The organism is Peribacillus huizhouensis (assembly GCF_014138605.1).
In the GTDB taxonomy this organism is placed as follows: Bacteria; Bacillota; Bacilli; order Bacillales; family DSM-1321; genus Peribacillus; species Peribacillus huizhouensis.
Window position 1 is genome coordinate 456,168 of record NZ_JACJHX010000002.1, and the last position, 24,281, is coordinate 480,448.

Sequence of the window (24,281 nt, forward strand, 5' to 3'; positions counted from 1 at the left end):
CATTTATTGTTTGAATCGGGATTGTCGGTTTGATCGAACTGGACAAAAACTAAATCACTTTCGCTTCTGAGCGCAGGAGTTGTACTAGTGCTTTAACTTGCTCGTTTAGATCTCCGCTCAGTACTTTTCCTGCTTCTTTTTTAGGTGGCAGGAAGATTTCAATCGTTTTTGTTTTTGCTGCTACATCGTCTTCTACAAGTTCCAAATCATCCAATTCTAATTCTTCAAACGGCTTCTTCTTTGCTTTCATGATACCTGGAAGAGATGGATAACGTGGCTCATTCAATCCTTGCTGAGCAGTCACTAATAATGGTAAAGTCGTTTCAATGATTTCTGCGTCGCCTTCCACATCACGGGTAACGCTTACATTTTTACCATTGATTTTCAGCTGAGTTATTGTTGTAATATAAGGAATGCTCAATAGTTCTGCTACTCGTGGACCAACTTGACCAGTGCCTCCATCTATTGCAACGTTTCCAGCGATCATTAAATCAGGATCTTTATCTTTTAAATATTCACTAATAATTTTTGCAGTTGTGAATTGATCGCCATATTCTACATCTTCTTCAATATTGATTAAAACCGCTTTATCAGCGCCCATCGCAAGTGCTGTACGTAGCTGCTTCTCTGCTAATTCATTCCCTACAGAAACAACGGTTACTACCCCACCATGTGTATCACGTACTTGAATCGCTTCTTCTACTGCATACTCATCGTACGGGTTAATGATGAATTCCGCCCCGTCATCATTGATTTTTCCATTCGCTAATGTAATTTTTTCTTCTGTATCAAACGTTCTTTTCAGTAATACATAAATATTCAAAGGAACCCCTCCTATTATTTTAAAAATTAAGACTATTTTAAACGTAGTTCAAAAAGGTCGAATACTTTTTTCTCCGCCTTTTTGAACAAACACAACCAGAAAAATCTGTTACTTGCCTTTAAAAACAGCCTCTCTTTTCTCAATAAAAGCGCTTATTCCTTCTTTGGCATCTTCTGAAACAAAAATCGTGCCAAAGCTTTTCGCTTCGTTTTCAATGCCTTTATAAAAACTCTCTGGCTTGGCATCATTTACAAGGTCAATCGCCGCTTTCAATGCTAGCGGGCTTTTCTTCGCAACTTTCTCTGCCAATTCTTTTGCTTTAATCAAAAGCTCTTCATCTACATAAGCATGGTTTGCTAACCCATATCGAACAGCTTCAATACCTGTAATCGGTTCACTCGTAAACAGCATTTCAAAAGCTTTTGCCCCCCCCACATAACGGGTTAGGCGCTGGGTGCCACCGAATCCAGGTACAAGTCCAAGCTGAAGCTCTGGTAAGCCAAGCTTTGCATTTTCCGTCACTAAACGGATATGACAGGCCATCGCTAGCTCCAATCCTCCGCCAAGAGCTGCGCCATGAATGGCAGCAATAACTGGTTTGGGATATCGTTCAATCTTCTCAAATACGTCTTGACCATTTCGAGAAAGTTCCGTGAAGGCTTCACCACTACTTATACTTGTAAACTCTTTAATATCAGCCCCAGCCGAGAAAAATCTTCCTTCTCCGTGGATCAGCACGCAGCGAACTGCTTTATTTGCTTCCAACTCATCAAACAGGTGGGAAATTTCCTTGATGAGACTTGATGATAGTGCATTAGCAGGTGCTCTTTGAATGGTAACGAGAGCAACGTGATTTTCGATTGTATGGCTTAAAAATGCCATGTTCTTTCCCTCCCTAAACATCTAAATAACTATGTAAAAAATTTAACATGTATCGTGTAAGATCCTCGTTAAAAACACTACCATTTACCATGAGGGATTAATCAAGTACATCGCTACACTCACCTAATCACAATGGTGGCGGTGCGGAGCCTTATTTCGGTATGTTTTTCAATAATAAAGGTACATCTACTAAGCAGATTGGCTATATTATTAAGTCGCGAAGACCCGCCCCATGTCCTTATACAAAAGCATGCTATATTTTAGCGCCACAACCCCCAAGTAATAGCTGATGGACCGATTCTGCCAGATCTGGCAAGGAATACTTCTGATCATTCATGACCCATGATGTTGCCGTTTCATCAATCGTTCCAAAAACCATTTGCCTTGTTAGTCTGACGTCCAAATTCGACTGAAACTCACCGTTCTCTTTTCCTTCAAGAATGATCGTGTCAACGATCTGTAAGTAATCTCGTAACACATCATTAATCCTCTCTCGAAGTTCAAGATTGGACTGCCGTAATTCAAGCTGGGTGACGATAGCCAAGTTCGCATCACTTGCAAGAATTTGAAAATGTTTTCTGATCATTACAAGTAACTTCTCCGCTGCACTCATCGTTTCCTTTATTTCTTCTTCAATTTGTTCCACAAAATAGCCCATTTTTTCATGGAATAAAGAAATTAATATGTCTTCTTTATTTTTAAAATAAAGGTAAATGGTGCCATCAGCGACACCTGCTTGTTTAGCAATTTTTGAAACTTGAGCTTGGTGATAGCCATTTTGTGCAATTACAACTACAGCTGCATCTATGATTTGTTTATACTTTGGTTTATTTCGATTCACTGAACTTCTCCTTAGCTCTCAAAATATGAATGAATAACCATTCATGTTTTTCATACTAGAGTGAATCTCCTCGGCTGTCAAGGAAAAATCAAAACACTGCTCCATGCTTTATGTTTGTTACGAAAAAAACAAGTTCCAAGCAAAGGATCAGACCCCGCAACAACTAAATACAGTATATGATAATATGGGACACTATACACTGATTAGAGTGCGAGGTCAGACCACTCGATTTTTCAGATTTGCACACATGTCAAAGGCTAAACCGAAGCAAATCTTTATGCTTCCTTATGGTCATCTTCACTCCACTTCTTCTTTTCTTCTTCAATAAGGGCCCGGCGCAAAATTTTACCTACTGCCGTTTTAGGTAATTCTTTGCGAAATTCATATACGTGAGGTACTTTGTATGCTGCAAGGTATTTTCTTGCGAATTCATCCAATTCCTTTTCCGTAACTGAAGCTCCTTCTTTCAAGACAATATAAGCCTTCACGGTTTCACCACGATATGGATCAGGGACTCCCGCCACGACCAATTCTTGAATATCTTCATATTCATATAATACTTCTTCGATTTCACGTGGATAAATATTAAAGCCGCCTGCAATAATAACATCTTTTTTCCGATCGACTACATAAAAATAGCCCTTTTCATCCATATACCCAAGGTCACCTGTAAGGAGCCAACCATTTTTGAATATCGCTTCTGTTTCTTCTGGACGATTCCAATAGCCTTTCATCACTTGAGGTCCTTTAATAGCAATTTCACCGACTTCTCCTATCGGCACAGGGTCACCTGTTTCCAATGAAAGGATGGCAGCGTCTGTATCTGGCCACGGTAGCCCAATGCTTCCTTTAACACGTGGTTCATCCCAGATTAGATTAGCGTGGGTAACAGGAGAGGTTTCTGATAAACCATATCCTTCGACTAACTTTCCACCTGTGATTTTTTCAAACTGATCTTGGATTTCTACTGGCAATGCAGCCGAACCGCTAATGCATGCATCAATTGAAGATAAATCATACTTCAAAAGATCAGGATGGTTCAACAAGCCGATATAAATAGTCGGCGCTCCTGGAAACAGCGTCGGCTTTTCTTTATGAATTGTTTTAAGCGTTTTTTCGGCATTAAAATTCGGCATTAAAATCATTTTATAGCCTTGGACAACAGATAATAGCATGACTGTAGTCATCCCATACACATGGAAAAAAGGTAAAATGCCGAGCACTATTTCTTTTCCTCGTATTCCTTTATACATCCACGCCTTACACATTTCCGTGTTCGCTAGCAAGTTTTTGTGCGTTAACATGACTCCTTTTGGCAAACCGGTTGTGCCTCCGGTATATTGCAAAAGAGCTAGATCATTGTCAAAATCAATGTCTACGGTTGATTCTTTTGGAACTGTAGTTTTCATTATTTCCTTTAATAAATGATGATTGTCGCTATGCTCTACTTGAACAACAAGTCCGTATTGTTTTTTCTGGATATATGGATAGATTAGATTTTTCGGGAAGGGTAAATAATCTTTAATGGTGGTTACAACGATGTGTTGAAGATCTGTACTTTTTGCAACGCTCGAAACTCGTGGGAAGAGAATGTCCAATGTTAACATAAATTTCGCTCCAGAATCATTCAGCTGATATGCAAGCTCACGCTCCATATAAAGTGGGTTCGTTTGTACAACGATTCCACCTGCCATCAATGTGCCAAAGAAACCAATCACACTTTGCGGGCAGTTTGGCAGCATAATCGCTACTCGGTCTCCTTTTCTTAGCCCGATATCTATAAGATAGGTGGAAAATTTCAGAGCCGATTCGTAAAGTTCCTTATATGTCATTTCTTTCCCTTCAAAGTGAATCGCGATCGTATGGGAGAATTCTTCAGCAGATTGCTTTAAAAACGCGTGCAGTGGCTTTTCTGTGTATTCAAGTGACGTAGGAATAGAAGCAGGATACATATCTTGCCATGGCTGATTGTTCATCCAGTCCCTCCTTTATTTAAAACAGAAAATTCAAATTATTATCCTTTATTATAATATACAGGACAACGGGTCACAATTCCTTCCCTTTAAAAAAATACACGAAAAGAAAGTAGATATGCGACCGATCCTTTCATGAACATACTATGAGATGGATGTGAGATGTGCATGGATGTTTCATTTACAAAACAAAATAGTAGTTGAATCATGAAGGAAGACCTAAGTTGTAAATAAAGATTGACTTCTTAAAAAGATTCCTTTAGAGTGGATGTGCCAACTAAATATCCTCGTTAGGTGAGGCTCCTGTGTTGGAGATATGCTACTGCCCAAAAATGTCGAAAGACGCCAATGGGTCAACAGAAACCATCGACATAAGGTGGTTTTTAATGTAGCTGGCTATGTCCTATGCCACACAGTGCTAAAGCTCTACGAATGGAGGAATAGATTCTCTGCTATCTATTTTATCAAGCAGACAATGTACATATATAAACTGTGTATTACACCTTCATTTGTAATGGAGGTGTTTTTCATTTTGGCTCTTTTGGTAAAGATTGTTGTTTTTGCAAGTACAAATTCGCGAGATGCTGATTATTGTTGATTGCGAGACGCCTGCTTAGAGAAGCGTTTTGAAGCGCTGAGGAGGCTCCTGAGACCACCCGCGAAAAACGTAACGCAAATCAACCCAGCATAGTAGGGTAAATATTATTTAGGCTCTTTTGTAAAGATTGTTGTTTTTAGCAAGAAACCAAACCAATTCGAACAGATGTTGATTGTAGTGGAAGGTGCGAGACTCCTGCGGGAAAAGCGTGTTGAGGGAGACCCCGCAAGTGCAAAGCACTGAGGAGGCTTCTGAGACCGCCCGCGGAAAGCGAGTACCTGCAACGGAAATCAACCCGGGTTATTAGTGTAAAAATGATTGAAAAGCAACAAAGGAGACGAAAACAGCCTTTATTTTTTTCAAACGAGAATGTCAGTTTTCTAAATGGGAGGTGAGCAGGGATGGATAACGATTCTGATCCTTACCAGAAGCATAAAGTTCATAGAAATACAAAGAGTAAGAAAGATGTAAATCCAATCATCTGCTTACTTTTATTAGATCGCCCGAGGGGAACTATTTTTTGCTCCTCAATAAAGGAGTGGCAATAACGTTGATCAAAGACATGACAGAAGACCAAATAACTCTTCAAATCATAAAAGTTTTAAAAGAAGGAAAAAATAAAGATTTTCAAGCAATTTTAGAAGAACTTCAGCCATATGATATTGCACGTATTTTCGAAGGTCTGCCAGAAAAACACCATACACGTTTCTTATTGTTTCTGACGAAGGAACAAATCGCTGAACTCATTCAGGAACTGGAAAAAGTACATCAGTTAATCATTCTTACTAAATTAGGCATTGAAAAATCCGGTCAAGTTATGGATTTAATGGAAAATGATGATTTAGCTTCTTTGTTAGAGAATCTCTCTCCCGATAAAATTGAAGAACTTCTTTCAGGTATGGAACAAGAAGAATCTAAAATCGTTCAACATATCATGAACTATCCTCCGGAAACAGCGGGACGAATCATGACAAACCGGTTCGTGTGGATCAAACAACATTATACGGTTCGCGACTCTGTTGATAAACTGAAAATATTTGCTGAGTTTTCGGAAACAATTAACTATCTATATGTCATTAATGATGATAAAAAATTAGTAGGGGTTGTCTCCTACAGAGATTTAATCTTGAGTGATGAATATGAAAAAATTCAAGATATTATGTATAGCCGGGTAATCGCCGTTTCTGCTTCGGCTGACCAAGAAGAAGTCGCTCGTGTTATTGAGCGTTATGATTTTTTAGCCGTTCCTGTTGTAGAAAATAATCATGAGTTAGTCGGGATTGTAACGGTTGATGATATTATTGATGTTGTCATTAAGGAAGCAAACGAGGATATTGAAAAACTTTCGGCATCGGGTAAATCGATTGATTTTGACACGAAGGCACATGTAGCTGCATATCGCCGACTTCCCTGGCTTATTTTACTTTTATTTATTGGTTTAGTATCTGGAACAATTATTAGTAGTTTTGAAGAAACATTATCCAAAGTAGTGGCACTGGCCTTCTTTATGCCTATGATTGCTGGGATGACAGGTAATACTGGTACACAATCTTTAGCAGTTGTTGTAAGAGGACTAGCAACTAGTGATACAGATCGAGGGGCTGTCGCCAAACTTATTTTACGAGAACTAATCGTTGGATTAATCATCGGGATTACTTGCGGCATCTTAATTTCGATTATCGCTTATATTTGGCAAGGAAATCCGGTTCTTGGATTAGTCGTTGGCAGTTCATTAATTATGACGCTCATTATTGGGACTTTAGCTGGGACGATTATTCCGCTCATCTTATATAAGTTTAACATCGACCCTGCTGTAGCTTCTGGTCCACTCATTACGACACTAAATGATATATTATCGTTACTTATTTACTTTGGCATTGCCACCATGTTTATATCAAAATTGATGTAGAATTAAATCTTAACGAAGCTCATTTATCAAGATAAGGGTCAGACCCCACACTCTATACGTTGTTTATAGTGTTATTTACACGTCATATAAACAAAATATAGTAATAGTGGGGGCTGACCCTTTTTTGGTAAACTATTCTTTCTGAATTAACCTGCATTCACTACCATATAGATAATTCCAATGACAAGAAAGGTGCCGCAGCAAATAAGTAAAATTTTTGCGAGTCTTTCCAACATTTCAACTTCTTCCCTTCTGCCTAAGGCTTATGAAATACCTGCTCCAATAACAAAGGACAAGCCGATGGAAATAATCATCGCTAGCAATCCGACTGCGCGATTGTCACGTTCAATTTCTTCATCGATTTTAAATCCTGGGGTTAAAAACTCGAAAATGAAATAACCAAGTAATAGCAGGACAAAACCGTAAACCCCCCAGCCAATCATCGTCAGTAAGGAGTCATTATGAATAATCGAGTGACGGAAGATGTTAGCTATTCCAAAAATTTTTCCACCTGTGGCCATCGCAACAGAAATATTGCCATTTTTAATTTCTTCCCAGTTTTTGTACTTCGTTACCAACTCAAATACGGCTAAAAATAAGACAATACATAAGATGACAACGCTAAAATAAGCAGTCGTATACACGTATTCGTTACCCCAGATTTTTTCCATTCAACTTCTCCTGATTCTTCATTATCTCGGTTTAACAGGTTGTAATACCCCCCACCTCAATTTTTGCGTAAGAATCAAGGAAAAAATAGGTGAGGGAAAATCACAGATGAAAATTTCACTTTATTTGAATTCGACTACCGTAACACCTGTTCCACCTTCACCCGCTTCTCCAAAACGACTGCGTTTAACTGAACGATGGTTTTTCAAATATTCCTGAACCCCTTGTCTAAGCGCACCAGTTCCTTTTCCATGAATGATAGATACACGAGGATAACCCGCAAGCAAAGCATCGTCAATATATTTTTCAACTCTTGATAAAGCATTTTCAAATCGTTCACCGCGAAGATCGAGTTCTAAGCTTACGTGATAATCCTTGCCTTTTACGGTTGATAGCGGCTTTGCCATTTTTTCTGGCTTTGGCGCACCAATCAATTGAATATCAGTTTCGTCTACTTTCATTTTCATGATGCCAATTTGCACTTGCCATTCTGTATCGGAAACTTTCTCGATTGCCTGCCCTTTTTGCCCGAAAGAGATTACTTTCACTTCATCACCTGGCTGAATCGTTCTAGGTGCTTTTTTCACGATTGACTTAGACGTTTTCTTAATAACCGGTGTTGCTTCCTCTAAACGTTTCCGCGCCTCGATCAATTCGTGTTCTTTAATCTCTGCGCTTTTCTCAAGGCGCATCTTTCGTAAATCGGCAATGATGGCTTCCGCTTCTTTTTTCGCTTGTTCAACCAAATCGGCTGCTTTTAGTGCCGCTTTCTCCATTATTGAATCTTTTTCTTGATGATACTCTAGCGTTTCTTTTTGCAACTCATTATGCAGTTTTTCTGCTTGCTTAAGATAATCGGCTGCTTCTCTTGCATCTTCTTCAGCTTGTCTTCGGCTTTCTTCTAAGGAGGCAATCATGCTCTCCACTTTATTCGTATCAGCGCCAATATGACTGCGTGCATGATTAATCACTGCTTCATCCAATCCAAGACGTTGTGAAATTTCAAATGCATTGCTTCGTCCGGGCACGCCGATTAATAGCTTATAAGTCGGCCTTAGTGAATCCACATCAAACTCCACGCTTGCATTAATGACCCCATCATGGTCATAGCCATATGCTTTTAATTCTGGATAATGGGAAGTTGCGATAACTCTTGCCCCGCGCTTATATACTTCATCAAGAATCGAGATGGCAAGTGCCGCACCTTCCTGTGGATCGGTTCCAGAACCAAGTTCATCAAATAAAACAAGACTCTCATAATCAACATGCTTTAAAATTTCTACAATATTGACCATATGAGAAGAAAATGTACTTAAGCTTTGTTCAATTGATTGTTCATCGCCAATATCCGCAAACACATGTTTGAAAACTGCGACTTCTGAGCCATCCAAAGCCGGGATTTGCAAACCGGCTTGAGCCATTAATGTACAAAGACCAATGGTTTTAATCGTTACCGTTTTCCCACCGGTATTCGGACCTGTAATGACGATCGTTGTAAATTCATCACCTAAATAAATATCGTTTGCAACTACTTCATCTGCTGGTATGAGCGGATGTTTCGCTTTTATTAGCTTAACTTTCCCTTGGTCATTTAAAGCTGGCTTCGAACCTTTGATTGCTTTCGCATAACGAGCTTTTGCAAAAATAAAATCGATTTGCGCGAGTACCTTCACATTGACGAGCAAATCATGTGTATGCTCGCCAACCGCTTGTGATAATTCCACAAGGATTCGCTCAATTTCCAGCTGTTCTTTCAATCTCGCTTCCTGAAGTACGTTATTTAGCTCAACCACCACTTGTGGTTCAATGAATAACGTTTGCCCTGAAGAAGACTGGTCATGGATGATTCCGCCGTAATGACTGCGATATTCTTGTTTCACCGGTATAACAAAACGGTCATTTCGAATCGTAATAATCGCATCAGAAAGCATTTTTTGCGCATTTGAAGAACGGATCATGCTTTCTAATTTTTCACGTACTCGACTTTCGTTTGTGCGCAGTTGATTGCGTATCGTTCTTAATTTATCACTAGCTGAATCTAAAACTTCACCATTCTCTCCGATGCAATAAGAAATTTGCTGTTGCAATTCTGGCATAGAAAGCAATGATTCCATATGACCATTTAAGTTTGGCAAACTAAATTCATTTTCAAGCAGTTCTTCAAAAAAACGCTCGAGAATTCTGCCTGCACGAAGGGTGCTGGCGATTTCCATCAATTCATGAGGGCTTAGCATCCCACCGATTTGTGCCCGTTTTGCATGTGGGCGAATATCAAAGATGCCGCCAAGCGGGACATTCCCCTTCCGGCGGAGAACATTTGCTGCTTCATCCGTTTCTTCCTGCCAATTTGTCACCTCGGTAAGGTCTGTAGAAGGGGCTAGTTCAGCTGCCTTTTCTTTACCAATTGCAGAAGAAGCATATTTCAATAGTTGTTCTTTTATTTTATCAAATTCCAATGTTTTCAAAACTTTCGAATGCATGGAGTTGTAGTCCTCCCTTTTTATGTGCGTCCATTAATCATTTCTTTTTAAGAAGGCAAGCAGGTCGTCTCGTTCTTTTACGTTTAAGACGGAAGAACGTTTCACCCAGCCTTTTTTCGCTGAAGAGACGCCTACTGCCATATGCTCAAGCATATCGATATTATGTGCATCCGTATTAATTACGATTGTAACGCCCGCTTCTTGGGCTTTTTTTAGATATTGAGGAGCAAGATCTAATCGATTCGGATTCGCATTCAGTTCTAATGCGGTGTTTGTTTTCGCTGCAAGTTCGATTAATTGGTCCATATCTACTTCATAACCAGAACGTTTGCCAATCAAACGGCCTGTTGGATGGGCAATAATATCGACATGAGGATTTTCCATCGCGTTTCTCAAACGCTCCATAATTTTCTCTTTTGGTTGTGAAAAACTAGAGTGTATGGAAGCTATTACGAGATCCATTTCACTAAGCAGGTCATCGTCATAATCAAGCGATCCATCAGGTAGAATATCCATTTCGATTCCTGAAAGGATGGTAAAATCGTCATATTGTTCGTTTAAAGCATGAATGATTTCTTTTTGCTCCCGTAATCGTTCCGCTGTTAATCCGTTCGCCACTTTTAAATATTGGGAATGATCGGTGATCGCCATATATGTATAACCTTTAGCTCGGCATGCTTCTACCATCTCTTCAATCGAATAGGCACCGTCACTCCAAGTCGTATGCATATGAAGATCCCCTTTAATATCAGCAAGTGAAACAAGTGGCTCTTTATCCGTGTACCGTTCCACTTCTGTTCCATCTTCACGAATTTCAGGTGGAATGAACGGCAGATTGAAATGCGCATAAAATGCTTCTTCTGAATCAAAAGTAAGTATCTCACCTGTCTCCGTATTTTCAACACCATATTCACTAATTTTCTCGCCACGATCTTTGGCTAGCTGGCGCATTCTCACATTATGGTCTTTTGAACCAGTAAAATGGTGAAGCGTTGTACTAAATTCCGAATCTGTTACAATCCGAAAATCAACCGACACATCATATTGGTAATCGAGTGTAACGGACACCTTCGTATCACCCGCCGCAATGACATGTTTAATGGCAGGCATGGAAAGGAGTTGCTCCTTCACCTTCTCTGGGTTATCGGATGAAATAATGAAATCTAGATCTTTTATCGTCTCTCTCATGCGACGGATGCTTCCCGCTCTCGAGAAACGGACGATATCTGTCATATTTCCAAGCGCCGTTTCAACCTCAACGGCAATAGGCATCATAAAGCTAAGCGGAAGCCGATCAGGTCGTGAACCTGCTTCAGCGATGGAAGCAAGAATTTTTTCTTCAGTCTTCGCGCCAAACCCAGCAAGTCCGCGGACTTTTCCTTCTTCACACGCCGTCTTTAGCTCATTCACGTCCCGAATTTGAAGCTCTTTATGCAGCTTGGCAATTTTCTTACCGCCAAGTCCTGGAAGTTGCAACAAAGGCACCAGCCCTTTTGGCACTTGTTCCTGCAGCTCTTCTAAAACAGTGGATTTTCCTTCATTGATATATTCCTCAATAACAGCAGCGGTTCCTTTGCCAATTCCGCTCAATTCCGTGAAATTACTGATCGATGATAAACTTCGATCATCTGTTTCAAGGGCAGCTGCAGCTTTTCTAAACGCTGAAACTTTAAACGGATTTTCCCCTTTTAACTCCATATATATCGCTATCTTTTCTAATAGTTTAATGATGTCTTTTTTATTGATTGACATAGTCCCTCACCTTCCCAACGTGAAATCTTAAAAAAAGATGACACAAGGCCATCAAGTGAGCTTGTAGCATGATCCCAGTTTAACTTTAAACATCAGTGGGCGATGTAAAAAATTCAACTGATGGAAGTTTCACTTATGCAGCTACATATTGAAACCACAGCTCTGTTACTTTCCCCGACAGATAAGGGGTATTTTTTACTATAAGATCCGCCAAAAACGAACCATTTAACGCATCCTGAACATTAGCCATTGGCAGTAATGCAGCTATGTATAATAGAATAAACATGATAAGATATACTTCAACAAAACCTAAAATCGCACCAGCCCATCGATTCAGCTGCTTTAAGATTGGTAAGTTCGAAATGAAATCCAACATCGATCCAAAAAGCTGCCAAACTAACTTCGTAGCGAAGAAGATGATCGCAAAGGCAATCGCACGATAATACGCTTCTTCAAGGTTAGTCTGACCGATAAACATATTCATTGTTTCTGAATCACCGCCTAAGGTAGGGAACGGAATCCATAAAGTTAGTTTCGGAGCGAGTTCATTGTAGTAAGAATATGCAGCAACAAAGGCAACAAAAAAGCCCGTCAAATGAATGAGCTGCAAAATGAACCCCCTTCGTAAGCCAACTATAAAGCCAATTAAGAGTATGGCCAAAATCGCCAAGTCTAACATCTACTCAGTCCTTTACTTTCTTTAATTCCAGTTCTAGCTGGTATATTTCGTCTTTTATTTTTAAATAATCATTCATAACATTTACAGCTGTCAGTACAGCAAGCTTGCCCGTATCCAAATAAGGATTCTTGGAGTTGATCTCCCGCATCTTATCATCCACCATCGAAGCAACTAATCGAATATGGCCGGAGCTCTCTTCACCGACGATTGTATATTGCTGTCCATATATATCAACTGTTATCCTATTTTTATTTTCACCCGACAAGCTGATGCCTCCAATCTGAAAAATCCTAATTTCTATCATATCATGAAGTTTTCTGTCATGAAAGCAAGAAAGGTGGAAGGCGCCCGATTATCGGCGACAAGCAAAAGGCAAGCAAGCTGAATGGGAACGCCCTTCTCCTCATCAGATTGATTGACTTTTGACTTCGGGCGATGGCACCTTGAGCTGGATAATAGAAATACGGAGTTACATGGAAGAACTGGTGGGGCTAATCTAAACAAAAACACACTTTGGATACATATATGTCTGTAAGCCAAAAACTATAAAGAATTGGAGTCTTTACTTATGTCGAATGTTGTATTAATTCTTTCCACAACTCAAATGAACAAAATGAAAGGACATTATCAAACTTCTCTATCTGATAAAATGCCGCCTGGCAGTGTTTTCGTTGCCAAACCGGGACAATGTACAGTGACAGCTTATAAGTCGGGGAAGGTGCTCTTTCAAGGGGCATCAGCAGAAGTTGAAGCAAAGAAATGGTCCAGCGACGCAAAAGCTAAGGCTCCTGCTGAAAAAAAGCGAACTTCTGTCACCCAGCATCGCTATTCTCCTCCCGCTCATATCAGTACCATGTCTATAATCGGCTCAGATGAAGTTGGCACTGGCGATTACTTCGGTCCAATGACGGTCGTCGCTGTTTATGCAAAAAAAGAGCAGCTAGCCCTGTTAAAAGAATTAGGCGTCCAAGATTCGAAAAATCTGAAAGATCCACAAATCATTGATATAGCAAAGCAGATTAAAAATGTTGTGCCGTTTTCCCTGCTCGTTTGCGACAATCCTAAGTATAATGCACTTCAAGCTCGCGGTATGTCTCAAGGAAAAATGAAAGCATTGCTACACAATCAAGCGATTAAGCACGTCATAGATAAAATTTCACCTGAACAGGCAGAAGCGGTTTTCATTGACCAATTCGCCCAGCCGGATGTGTTTTTTAACTATTTAAAAGGACAAGAACTGTTTCAAGCAAAACATACTTATTTGAGCACAAAAGCAGAAGGCATTCATCTTAGTGTTGCAGCAGCTTCTATTTTAGCACGCTATGCATTTGTTAAACATTTTGACAAATTAAGTGAAAAAGCTGGCTTCAAAATTCCCAAAGGCGCAGGCCCTGCAGTAGATGAAGCTGCTGCACGACTTATTCACGAAAAAGGGATCGACGCCTTGAATGAATTCACGAAGGTTCATTTTGCCAATACGGAAAAAGCGAAGGCATTGTATCGGAAGAAGTATCAATAGAGGGTTTGTCGTTCGTTGATATTAGGTTTGCCCCGGCTTTAAGAGTCGGGTTTTTTGAGATTTTACTCACCAACTCTAGAGTTATTAACCAATTCACACTGTTTTCTACGTAGCTTTTTACAGTAACCTTGAAATAAGGTTTGATTAAATTCACTCTATAAACATTGGTATATTAATATTTTCTCCACTAGGGCGTATTTAACATAAACCTTAATCTTAATTTGATTCTTATAATCAAATAGTGTGGTTTTAAGTACTTTTGTGTTTGAAAAGACTACTTTATTTTTATTTTGAAATAGTTTGTTCAATTTAATTAAGTTGCCTTTCTACTTTAAATAATTTCATTCACTAACTCATCATCTATCATATTACTCCAATAAAATAAAAATAGCGCCAACTTCTATTTAATAGAAATCGGCACTTCGTTTATTCGCTATACGTTTAGCGTGATGCTTTTGCCGGTTGGCACGCGTCACATTTACGTTGGCTATTATTTTTAAATTTCGTAAATGTTTTTTCAAAATTGCTACCACACGCACATTTAAATAGTAACTTTTGCGAAAAACCGTGATATTCCGTCGTTAGTAACTTACTTTCCGAATTGTTATCCACAAATTCTTTAATTTTACCGATCGTCCATCGTTTATTCATTCTCTTACACCTCCATATTTACGCTTTAGCGGAGGCTTTACTTGGCATCCGTTCAATTATGAGCAAAAGTCGTAATTATCCTATAAGATTCTTATTATAACATGAGCTGACAGACAATTAAATAGATCGTTATTTTGAACGCGTACTAGGTCATTTCAAACTGTTGTAGCATGTTCGATCTACTTGATCTTGTTGGGAATTGCATGCACATTCAATTACCAGCTATTTGTATTTGATTGAATACTGTATCAAGTTCCTCACTTCTTTCCATGCAATCTTCAATTTCTTCTTGTTTACTAATATCACCACTTTGTTCCTTTTACTAATCTACATGGGTTAATTAGTTAGGCACAACTCCTCCCTTAAAACAGCAAAGCAGCCTCCCAAACTCGGAAGGCTGCTTCATTTACCATTATCCTCGTAATTCAGCGCCAGCTTTTTCTTTCACAGCTGCTAGTACTTTTTCATGCGCTTTCGTTACATCTTCATCAGTTAGCGTACGCTCTGGATCAAAATATTTCAACGAGTACGCAAGAGATTTCTTACCTGGTTCCATGCGTTCGCCTTCATATAAATCAAAGACACTTACTTCTTTAAGAAGTTTTCCGCCTGCTTCGGCGATGATTTTTTGGATATCGCCAGCAACCGTAGTTGTATCTACAACAAGGGCAATATCACGTGTAATCGATGGGAAACGTGGAATGGCGCTGTATTGGATCGGTTCAACAGCCGCTTCTGCCATCGCTTTGAAAGATAGCTCGAAAACATACGTTTCTTTCAAATCAAGTTCTTTTTGGACAGTTGGATGAACTTGACCGACGAAGCCAATTACATCACCATTCAACAACACGTCTGCAGTACGCCCTGGATGCATCCCTTCTTTTTCAGATTGACGATAATCAATTTGCTCTGTCAATCCTAGTGTATCGAATAATGCTTCAAGCACGCCTTTTGCTACGTAAAAATCAACCGGCTTTTTCTCTCCTTGCCATTGATTCAATTCCCATAGACCTGTTATCGCGCCAGCTACATGCTCGCGTTCTTCCGGAAGTTGTTCCCCATCTTGTTTCAAGAATACAGAGCCGATTTCGTATAGTGCTAACGAATCAAGCTGACGGGCATTGTTATATTTCACAACTTCTAATAGTTGAGGGATGATGCTTAGACGAAGCTGACTGCGTTCCTCACTCATCGGCATCGCTAATGCAACAGATTCACGAGCATCTAATGCATATTGAGCCGCTTTATTCTTGCTTGTTAATGAATAAGTGATTGCTTGATAAAGGCCAGCACCTTCAAGCGTACGTCTTGCTTTACGGCGTTTTTGCTGATAATCAGTCAAATGGCCAGGTGTTACTGTTCCAGTTGGAAGTGTTGTTGGGATATTATCATAGCCATACATACGGGCTGCTTCCTCAACTAAATCGGCTTCGATCGTAATATCGCCGCGACGGGTCGGTACAGTTACGGTAAATGTCTCATTATCTACTGAAACTCCGAATTGCAAACGAGTGAAGATCGATTCGACTTCAGAAACCGTCATGCTTGTTCCGAGCAATTTATTAATTTTTTCAAGAGTAATTGAAATGACAGCTGGTTCGATTGTCAATGTATCAACTTCTACAGACCCTTCTAATACGGTTCCACCTGCATATTGACTAATCAACTGTGCAGCACGTTCTCCTGCTTCTCTTACTCGATTCGGGTCAACCCCTTTTTCGAAACGAGCACTTGATTCACTGCGCAATGCATGGTCTTTTGATGCTTTGCGGACAACCGTTCCAGCAAAATATGCAGCTTCAATGATGACAGTTGTCGTATCGTCCTGCACCTCAGAATTTGCTCCACCCATTACACCAGCAATCGCAACTGGCTCTGATCCATTTGTAATGACAAGATGATCGCTTGAAAGATCACGTTCTCCATCATCCAATGTCGTGATTTTTTCAGCCGCGTGCGCTTTACGAATGACTAATTCTTTCGAACCTAGACGATCATAATCGAACGCATGAAGTGGTTGCCCGTATTCAAGTAAAATATAATTCGTAATATCGACAACATTGTTATGTGGACGAATGCCCGCTGCCATTAAGCGAGTTTGCATCCAAAGTGGTGATGGCGCAATTTTCACATTTTTAATGACTTTCGCAACGTATAATGGATTATCTTCAGATGCTTCAACTTTTACTTGAATGAAGTCAGTTGCTTTTTCAGCGCTTTCTACTTTGTTAATTTCCGGCCATTTAACTTCACGACCTAAAATGGCACCTACTTCATAAGCAACACCAAGCATGCTCAAGCAGTCTGAGCGGTTCGGTGTTAAACCTAACTCAAGCACTTCATCGTCAAGTCCTAAAGCCTCTAGAGCATCTTGACCAACTTCTACATCATTCGGGAAAACGAATATCCCTGTTGCATAATCTTTAGCAATCAATCTTGATTCGATGCCAAGTTCTTGAAGTGAACAAATCATTCCGTTCGATTCTTCACCGCGTAACTTCGCTTTCTTAATTTTGAAATTGCCAGGAAGCACGGCACCAACTGTCGCGACTGCTACTTTTTGTCCTTTATCAACATTCGGCGCACCGCAGATGATTTGAACCGGGCTTTCACCACCAACATCGACTAAACATTTATTTAGTTTATCGGCATTTGGATGTTGTTCACGTTCTAGTACGTGACCTATGACAACCCCTTTAAGACCTTCACTTTTCTTTTCTACTCCTTCAACCTCGATGCCGCTTTTGGTAATCTTATCTGAAAGCGTTGTTGCTGTCATGCCAGAAAGATCGACATAATCCTGCAGCCATTTATATGAAACAAACATGGATAGCTCCTCCTTATCAAATGCGCCTTGGCGTATTTGCGCCCAGATTTTTTTCGGAGCCTGCTCTGAAAAACTTCCTTTAAAAAATCTGAGGCATAAGCCTGCGGCTTTAACTTTATTCAGTCGAGGTTTGACCCCCACTGAATTGTATTCTTTTTTGCATTCATCCCCACTTAACGAAGTAAGGTACTTTTGTTGAATAAAGTTAAAAAAATTATTAAGATTCGTGGCGATTAAATTGAGTTAAGAAACGGACATCATTTGTATAGAAGTGACGGATATCGTCTACACCGTATTTCAACATCGCAATACGTTCCACACCAATCCCGAACGCAAACCCAGAATATTTCTTCGAGTCAAATCCAGCCATTTCCAAAACATTTGGATGAACGATTCCACCGCCTAGGACTTCGATCCAACCTGTTCCTTTACAAACGCTGCAACCTTTTCCACCGCAAATTTTACAAGAAATATCGATTTCAACCGATGGCTCTGTGAATGGGAAGAAACTTGGACGCAGACGAATTTCCCGCTCTTTGCCGAATACTTGCTTCGCAAACACTTCAAGCGTTCCTTTTAAATCGCTCATTGAGATATTTTCATCAATAACCAATCCTTCAATTTGCATGAATTGATGCGAGTGAGTCGCATCATCATTATCACGACGATATACTTTACCCGGACAGATAATTTTAACCGGCCCTTGTCCTTTATGCTTCTCCATTGTTCTTGCTTGCACTGGAGATGTATGAGTTCGCATTAATGTTTCTTCTGTAATATAGAAAGAATCTTGCATATCACGTGCTGGATGGCTCTTTGGTAAATTCAACGCTTCAAAGTTGTAGAAGTCTGTTTCAACTTCCGGACCCTCTGCAACCGTATAGCCCATTCCGATAAATAAGTCTTCCACTTCTTCAATGACACGCGTTAACGGATGATGATTCCCTTTATTAACCGGACGTCCCGGTAATGTTACATCAATTTTTTCAACAGCAAGTTTGGCATTGACAGCTGCCTCTTCAAGCACCTTTTGCTTTTCTTCAATTTTTGTAGCAATCTCTTCACGGACAACATTCACTAACGCTCCCATTTTCGGGCGTTCCTCAGCGGAAAGCTTGCCCATTCCGCGCAACACTTCCGTGATTGGTCCTTTTTTCCCTAAATATGCGACACGAATGTCATTCAATTCCTTTAATTCAGAAGCTTCGGCAACCTTCTGTAACGCTTCTTCTTGCAGTTCTTGTAAACGTTCCTGCATCATGTCTCCTCCTTTTTTATAAAAAAATTTAGTTTCTGTTACTAGTTAACAATGATTGTTATCCATAAGGTGGCGGTGCAGAGTAAAGTTTAGTCCATCTTTTAGATCAGATGATTCCTAAGTAAATTGGCCATATGCTTATGTGGCGGAGCCCCGTCCCCTTGTCCTTAAACGCAAAAAAACCCCATCCCTAGAAAGGGACGAGGTTTATGTATCGCGGTACCACCCTTATTAGCGCCAAAAGAAATAAGCACTCACTTCATTGTAGATAACGGCTTTTTGCCGGTGCAGCTTTCAACAGGTCAATCTGTATCCCGATGCCGACTCAAGAGGTGAATTCACATCATCATGAACATAAAAATGCTTGCAGTCTAAGGCATTTTCTCCCTAAATGAATGATACGACGCTACTCTTCTCTGTCATAGTCTTTTACATTATGAAATTTAGCTTTAATTATATTATAAAACAAACCGAGATTCAAATTCAATTTTATAAATGAGCTTTACGAGCCAGAATTCCAATTTGAGTGCCGAATTTACATATTTACGTGCCGGAAGCAATGGTTTTCGAGCCGGAAATTGCACTTTACATGCGTGATTCGAGATTTACGTGCCAGAGCCTCATTTTACGCCTGAAACACCATGCAATATTTATTTCCGTAGGTGGTACATCAAAATCCCCGCTGCAATCCCGACGTTCAACGATTCACTTTTCCCGAAAATCGGAATATAGAGATTTTGCGTCGTTTTAGCTAACAGCTTTTTGTCAACACCTTGACCTTCATTACCTACAAGAAGAGCAAATGTTTCCGATTTTTCTACTTGATCATAGGGAACTGCTTTTTCTAAGGCAGTGCCATAAACCGGAATGTTCTGTTTCTTCAAAGCACCGATAACTTCTGTTAAGTTTCCTTTTAGGACAGCCATATGAAAGAGACTTCCTTGAGTCGAGCGAATCACTTTAGGATTATATGCATCTGCACAGCCTTCACCAAGTATAACTGCATCGATTCCAGCTGCATCAGCTGTTCGAATCATCGTCCCAATATTGCCAGGATCTTGTACAGCATCAATGAGTAGCACTTTTTTCGGTGAAAGGTCTTCAAAACGAATCTTTTTCTGATCACAGATCGCGGCAATTCCTTGTGGTGTTTCCGTATCGGTAATCGCATTCATTACTTCACTTGTCACATAGGTAACTTCTGTTCCTTCTAATTTAAATTTCCCCGGAATGACAGCTTCAATGCTGACAATCACTTCACGAACAATATCTCCTTCTTTCAGTGCTTCTTCAACAAGATGAAACCCTTCAATTAGATATGTACCTGTTAGTTCACGCTCTTTTTTTGTTAACAATTTCTTCCACTGCTTAACTTTTTGATTTTTGACGGACTCAATATATTTCAAGGTAAACGCTCCTTCATTTTTTCACTAGTTCTTATCCCGCATTAACGGGCAGTAAGTCCCTCACCTCAAGCTTATGAGGGATAAAGATGGTAGGTGGGGGACAAACTGCCCATAAAAGCCCGATTGGTTCAACTAACCATCAGTGGGGGATGAAGCCCCCCACTGATGGAAGTTTCACTTTATTATAACGCATTTCGCCCTTTGCTACATATTTTGATTTGATTTGTTCCATACTAAAGAAGTGGAACATGATGGTGAGGGGAGGGTTTGATATGAACTTGAATTTAAGAAATGCAATTATTCACAACGTATCAGGGAATACACAGGATCAGTTAGAGGATACGATCGTTGATGCCATTCAAAATGGCGAAGAAAAAATGTTGCCTGGACTTGGTGTGTTATTTGAAATTATTTGGCAACATGCATCAGAACAAGAAAGAACTGAAATGCTTCAAGCTTTAGAATCAGGTTTAAAAAAGCAATAGCCTAACTTAGGCTATTGCTTTTCTCTTGCTTATAAGTGGTCAGTGTTAATCCGATTCTGAAAGTATTCATCATGCATGATTGGATTATCATCCTCATCCAATTGAATGTTTTCCTCTTCTTCCTTCATTTGATCCGTTGAGTCATCCACCTTTAGCCTTCTCTTCTTATCCATTATCTTCACTCCTTCATATACACGTCGTAAGATTAGCTATTCCCGAAACGTGATCCTTTAAACAAAACTAGCTGATACAAAGACAAGGAAATAAAAAAGGTATAAAGGTGGTGTTATTGACAAACTTCCTATTACTCAATCAAATTTATAACTTCGGTCAAGCTTTTTTCCAACATTGATTGCAGTCGTAAATGGTGATTTTCAAAAGCTAACGCTTCAGTAACCGGGTTTGGCACGATTACACATTTTAACCCAGCTGCTAGAGCCGATTGAAGCCCATTTAACGAATCTTCAAATGCTACAGCTTCTTTTGGATCAACCTTTAAAACTTCGATTGCTTTTAAGTACAAGTCAGGTGCTGGTTTCACTTGATCAACATCATCGCTCGAAATAATGAAGTCAAAATAGTGTAACAGCCCAAGCTCGTTTAAATAGTTCGTTACCCATTCTTTAGTAGAGCTGGAAGCAAGGGCGATTTTGTATTTTAACTTACTTGCTTCCTCTAAATACTCCTTCACACCTTCACGCGCCAACGGTGTTTTCATCTTTTCCTTATGTATGCCTTTGGCTTTTTCCTCAATCTCTTCAATATTACAATTTTCCCCAATTTGTTCTCGGCAATATCTAAATAGTTCAGTATCATCTGAACCAATACATTTAACAAATTGTTCAAGTGGCAACTTAACCTTATATAAATCTAACGTTTCTCGATAAGCATCATACCAAACCGTCTCTGTGTCTAAAATTAAACCATCAAAGTCGAAAATAACAGCTTTGATCAAAATCATTCCTCCTTTAACTAATTAATAAGTAAATACTCACCTAAAATAGGCAGAAATTAATAAGCAATAGTTTCATAGAAATTTCCATTACTAAACATACTGTATAATAATGAACGAACCGTTTCAATCTTCTTGTTCTCCATAAGCAAAGGGTCAGACCCCGCAACAACTACATACAGATTATAGTTAGTATTTTACTACTATATACTGTGTATAGAGTGCAAGGTTTGACCCTTTTGGGACTTTCTTTATACATGGTTTTCTTCTAAAAGAACGACTTACTTGAAAGTCCTAGTTTTAGCCAAATGTAATCGCATCAACGGTTTTACGATCCAGTTTTTTAATCACTTCAACAATTAATTTAACGGCGTTTTCATAATCATCACGATGGAGCATCGCAGCATGTGAATGAATGTAACGAGTGGCAATTGTGATCGCAAGCGCTGGAACCCCATTTGCTGTCACATGAATCGATCCCGCATCTGTTCCGCCGCCAGGCATTGATTCGTATTGATATGGAATATTCATTTCATCAGCCGTATCTGTTACGAGATCCCGAAGTCCTTTATGGGATACCATGCTTGCATCATACAGAACGATTTGTGGCCCTTTCCCCATCTTACTTTGCGCTTCTTTGTCCGTTACACCTGGCGTGTCACCAGCAATACCAACATCCACCGCAAAACCGATGTCTGGTTGAATTTTATATGTAGACGTTTTAGCACCTCGTAGTCCGACTTCTTCTTGAACTGCTCCAATCCCGTACACAATATTTGGATGTTCACTACCTTTTAATTGTTTTAAAACATCAATCGCAATCGCACAGCCAATTCGGTTATCCCAAGCTTTGGCAAGAAGCATCTTCTCATTATTCATAACGGTAAATTCGAAATACGGCACGACCATATCTCCAGGTCTTACACCCCATTCCTCTGCTTCTTCCTTGCTTGATGCTCCAATATCAATGAACATATCTTTAATGTCGACAGGTTTTTTTCTTGCTTCTGGAGTTAAAATATGTGGTGGCTTTGAACCTATCACTCCGGTCACATCGCCTTTTCTTGTCACAATTGTTACACGCTGAGCAAGCATCACCTGTGACCACCAACCACCTACTGTTTGAAAGCGCAGGAACCCTTTTGAATCGATTTGAGTAATCATAAAACCAACTTCATCTAAGTGACCGGTTACAATGATTTCTGGTCCGCCTTCTTGACCTGTTTTCTTCGCAATCAAGCTGCCTAAGTGATCTGTAGTCACTTCATCAGCAAATGGGGCAATGTATTCTTTCATAATTTGACGGACTTCCCCTTCATTGCCAGCAATTCCTCTTGCATCCGTTAAACTCTTTAACATCGTTAACGTTTCATCTAAATGCGTCATTGTTATTCCTCCTTATGTATGGACACTATTCTTTAACTCGCATTAATAGCCTTGCTTCTGCCTATCATAATTAATTTGATTTTTCTCGACATAAGCCTGTTCCACATCTTCTCCAGAAAAACCAAGCATATTACCGAGACGAAGATAATCTGAAAACATGTTCTCATAGTTTTCCTGAGACTGTTCCATACTAAATGATTGAATAGAAGCGTATATTTTCAGAAATTGACTCGTTATATCATGTTCTTTACTAGATTGCCCTATTTTCACTTCCACACTCGTTGCTTGCAACTTACAGCCAATTCCGAGTGAAAGGATGAAGTGAACACCATCTACATATTCAGCTAAAATAGTTTGTCTTGCCGCTGGACCTTTTAAGCTCCAAAATTTGAAACATCTTGTTTCATTGGCCAGTTCACCAAGCTCAACGAATAAAGCCAGAATTTTTTTATCAATCAGCTCTGCTGCATGGAGGTTGTGCTTTTCTTGTATATGTTGATCAAGTAATTTTTGCATCTCGAACAGTTTCGTGATATTCATGATTCGTTCCTACTTTCATAAGCGATTTGTATGAAGGTCATGGGGCGAGGCTTCGCGACTTATTAATATAGCCATTTTTTTAAAAATAAACCTATATTATTAGTAAAGTATACCAAAATCCGGCTCCGCACCGCTACCATTTTGATTAGGTGAGTGTCGCGTGCTACATGTTGATCCTTTCATGGTAATGTGGTGTTGTAATGCCATACAGATGTTGTATGGTTTTACTATTGCATATTCCCTGAACAAGATAACTTTTATTATTATGAAACAAGATTAAAGTTATGCGAAGCGTGATGAATTATGGAGGTCTCGGCCATCCATGTACAACTTTAAGGACTATCTAGCTTGCACAAAAAAATGTATATCTATCTGTCATTATGTTGTATAGTTAATGCTTAATTACTAATAAAGTGAAACTTCTATCAGTGGCCCCCCCACTGGTGGTAAGTCCCGTTCTACTGTCGATTCAATGAATCACTAAGTACGCCGCGTCCTGCGGCAACGTCTGTGTGACCCACATCCTGTGGGCGCTAACTTACATTTGAAACCCACAAAGGTAAGTTTCACTGTATCTCACCAATCGGACCTTTACGGACAGTTGATCCCCACCTATCTTCTTTTGCATGCTCAGAATCTTGATGTGGGGTC

20 protein-coding genes, 1 riboswitch and 1 other annotated feature are annotated in these 24,281 nt (G+C 39.7%); of the genes, 3 read left to right on the forward strand and 17 right to left on the reverse strand.

The genetic code is table 11. The annotated features are described in order from the left end of the window. Positions 1-49: 49 nt before the first annotated feature. From HNP81_RS05285 to HNP81_RS05300, 4 genes are all read right to left on the reverse strand, one after another. Positions 50-823, reverse strand: coding sequence for an electron transfer flavoprotein subunit beta/FixA family protein (locus tag HNP81_RS05285; protein ID WP_182501825.1), 774 nt, complete (start codon positions 821-823; stop codon positions 50-52). A gap of 108 nt (positions 824-931) precedes the next feature. Then, positions 932-1,705 (reverse strand): enoyl-CoA hydratase, encoded by a 774-nt coding sequence (locus tag HNP81_RS05290; protein WP_182501826.1) that lies wholly within the window; start codon positions 1,703-1,705, stop codon positions 932-934. Positions 1,706-1,958: 253 nt separating this feature from the next. Next, positions 1,959-2,546, reverse strand: a complete 588-nt coding sequence (fadR, locus tag HNP81_RS05295; RefSeq protein ID WP_028392164.1) for a fatty acid metabolism transcriptional regulator FadR — start codon at positions 2,544-2,546, stop codon at positions 1,959-1,961. Between the two features lie 275 nt (positions 2,547-2,821). Further along, entirely contained in the window at positions 2,822-4,522 is a 1,701-nt protein-coding gene (locus HNP81_RS05300) for an AMP-binding protein (protein ID WP_182501827.1), read from the reverse strand. Positions 4,523-4,798: 276 nt separating this feature from the next. Beyond that, a riboswitch (M-box (ykoK) riboswitch) is annotated at positions 4,799-4,964 on the forward strand. 703 nt (positions 4,965-5,667) lie between these two features. Between HNP81_RS05300 and mgtE the strand changes: the two genes are divergently transcribed. Then, the gene (gene mgtE / locus HNP81_RS05305) at positions 5,668-7,026 is read left to right on the forward strand and encodes a magnesium transporter (protein WP_376766718.1); all 1,359 of its coding nucleotides are present in this window, start codon (positions 5,668-5,670) and stop codon (positions 7,024-7,026) included. Positions 7,027-7,289: 263 nt separating this feature from the next. On the opposite strand, the gene HNP81_RS05310 is transcribed toward mgtE, so the two are convergent. The 5 genes from HNP81_RS05310 to zapA form a co-directional block, all read right to left on the reverse strand. Beyond that, positions 7,290-7,697 (reverse strand): DUF350 domain-containing protein, encoded by a 408-nt coding sequence (locus tag HNP81_RS05310; RefSeq protein ID WP_028392167.1) that lies wholly within the window; start codon positions 7,695-7,697, stop codon positions 7,290-7,292. Positions 7,698-7,817: 120 nt separating this feature from the next. Next, a complete protein-coding gene (locus HNP81_RS05315; protein WP_182501828.1) occupies positions 7,818-10,175 on the reverse strand; it encodes an endonuclease MutS2 in 2,358 nt (785 codons plus the stop codon). A 33-nt stretch (positions 10,176-10,208) separates the two neighbouring features. Further along, complete coding sequence (gene polX / locus HNP81_RS05320; protein WP_182501829.1) at positions 10,209-11,927, reverse strand: DNA polymerase/3'-5' exonuclease PolX; 1,719 nt, start codon at positions 11,925-11,927, stop codon at positions 10,209-10,211. Positions 11,928-12,060: 133 nt separating this feature from the next. Then, the gene (locus tag HNP81_RS05325; protein ID WP_182501830.1) at positions 12,061-12,606 is read right to left on the reverse strand and encodes a CvpA family protein; all 546 of its coding nucleotides are present in this window, start codon (positions 12,604-12,606) and stop codon (positions 12,061-12,063) included. A 4-nt stretch (positions 12,607-12,610) separates the two neighbouring features. Beyond that, positions 12,611-12,871, reverse strand: a complete 261-nt coding sequence (gene zapA / locus HNP81_RS05330; RefSeq protein WP_028392171.1) for a cell division protein ZapA — start codon at positions 12,869-12,871, stop codon at positions 12,611-12,613. A gap of 303 nt (positions 12,872-13,174) precedes the next feature. Between zapA and rnhC the strand changes: the two genes are divergently transcribed. Continuing rightward, on the forward strand, positions 13,175-14,125 hold the full coding sequence (gene rnhC / locus HNP81_RS05335) for a ribonuclease HIII (protein ID WP_182501831.1): 951 nt from the start codon (positions 13,175-13,177) through the stop codon (positions 14,123-14,125). A gap of 441 nt (positions 14,126-14,566) precedes the next feature. Here the strand turns inward: rnhC and HNP81_RS05340 are convergent, their stop codons facing one another. The 4 genes from HNP81_RS05340 to HNP81_RS05355 form a co-directional block, all read right to left on the reverse strand. After that, entirely contained in the window at positions 14,567-14,776 is a 210-nt protein-coding gene (locus tag HNP81_RS05340; protein ID WP_182501832.1) for a hypothetical protein, read from the reverse strand. A 412-nt stretch (positions 14,777-15,188) separates the two neighbouring features. Beyond that, on the reverse strand, positions 15,189-17,603 hold the full coding sequence (pheT, locus tag HNP81_RS05345) for a phenylalanine--tRNA ligase subunit beta (RefSeq protein WP_182501833.1): 2,415 nt from the start codon (positions 17,601-17,603) through the stop codon (positions 15,189-15,191). A 217-nt stretch (positions 17,604-17,820) separates the two neighbouring features. Next, positions 17,821-18,861, reverse strand: a complete 1,041-nt coding sequence (gene pheS, locus HNP81_RS05350) for a phenylalanine--tRNA ligase subunit alpha (RefSeq protein ID WP_028392175.1) — start codon at positions 18,859-18,861, stop codon at positions 17,821-17,823. 193 nt (positions 18,862-19,054) lie between these two features. Further along, positions 19,055-19,293 (reverse strand) — a binding site (T-box leader). Positions 19,294-19,511: 218 nt separating this feature from the next. After that, positions 19,512-20,267 carry a TrmH family RNA methyltransferase gene (locus tag HNP81_RS05355; RefSeq protein ID WP_182501834.1) on the reverse strand — a complete coding sequence of 252 codons (756 nt, stop codon included), beginning with the start codon at positions 20,265-20,267 and terminating at the stop codon, positions 19,512-19,514. 272 nt (positions 20,268-20,539) lie between these two features. On the opposite strand from HNP81_RS05355, the gene sspI reads away from it, so the two are divergent. Beyond that, a complete protein-coding gene (gene sspI / locus HNP81_RS05360; protein ID WP_028392177.1) occupies positions 20,540-20,752 on the forward strand; it encodes a small acid-soluble spore protein SspI in 213 nt (70 codons plus the stop codon). A gap of 29 nt (positions 20,753-20,781) precedes the next feature. On the opposite strand, the gene HNP81_RS05365 is transcribed toward sspI, so the two are convergent. From HNP81_RS05365 to HNP81_RS05380, 4 genes are all read right to left on the reverse strand, one after another. Then, on the reverse strand, positions 20,782-20,925 hold the full coding sequence (locus HNP81_RS05365; protein WP_154664010.1) for a hypothetical protein: 144 nt from the start codon (positions 20,923-20,925) through the stop codon (positions 20,782-20,784). 131 nt (positions 20,926-21,056) lie between these two features. Then, on the reverse strand, positions 21,057-21,713 hold the full coding sequence (locus HNP81_RS05370) for an HAD family hydrolase (RefSeq protein ID WP_182501835.1): 657 nt from the start codon (positions 21,711-21,713) through the stop codon (positions 21,057-21,059). Positions 21,714-22,004: 291 nt separating this feature from the next. Continuing rightward, complete coding sequence (locus HNP81_RS05375) at positions 22,005-23,090, reverse strand: M42 family metallopeptidase (RefSeq protein ID WP_182501836.1); 1,086 nt, start codon at positions 23,088-23,090, stop codon at positions 22,005-22,007. Positions 23,091-23,132: 42 nt separating this feature from the next. Beyond that, a complete protein-coding gene (locus tag HNP81_RS05380) occupies positions 23,133-23,630 on the reverse strand; it encodes a dUTP diphosphatase (protein WP_028392180.1) in 498 nt (165 codons plus the stop codon). Between the last annotated feature and the right edge of the window lie 651 nt (positions 23,631-24,281).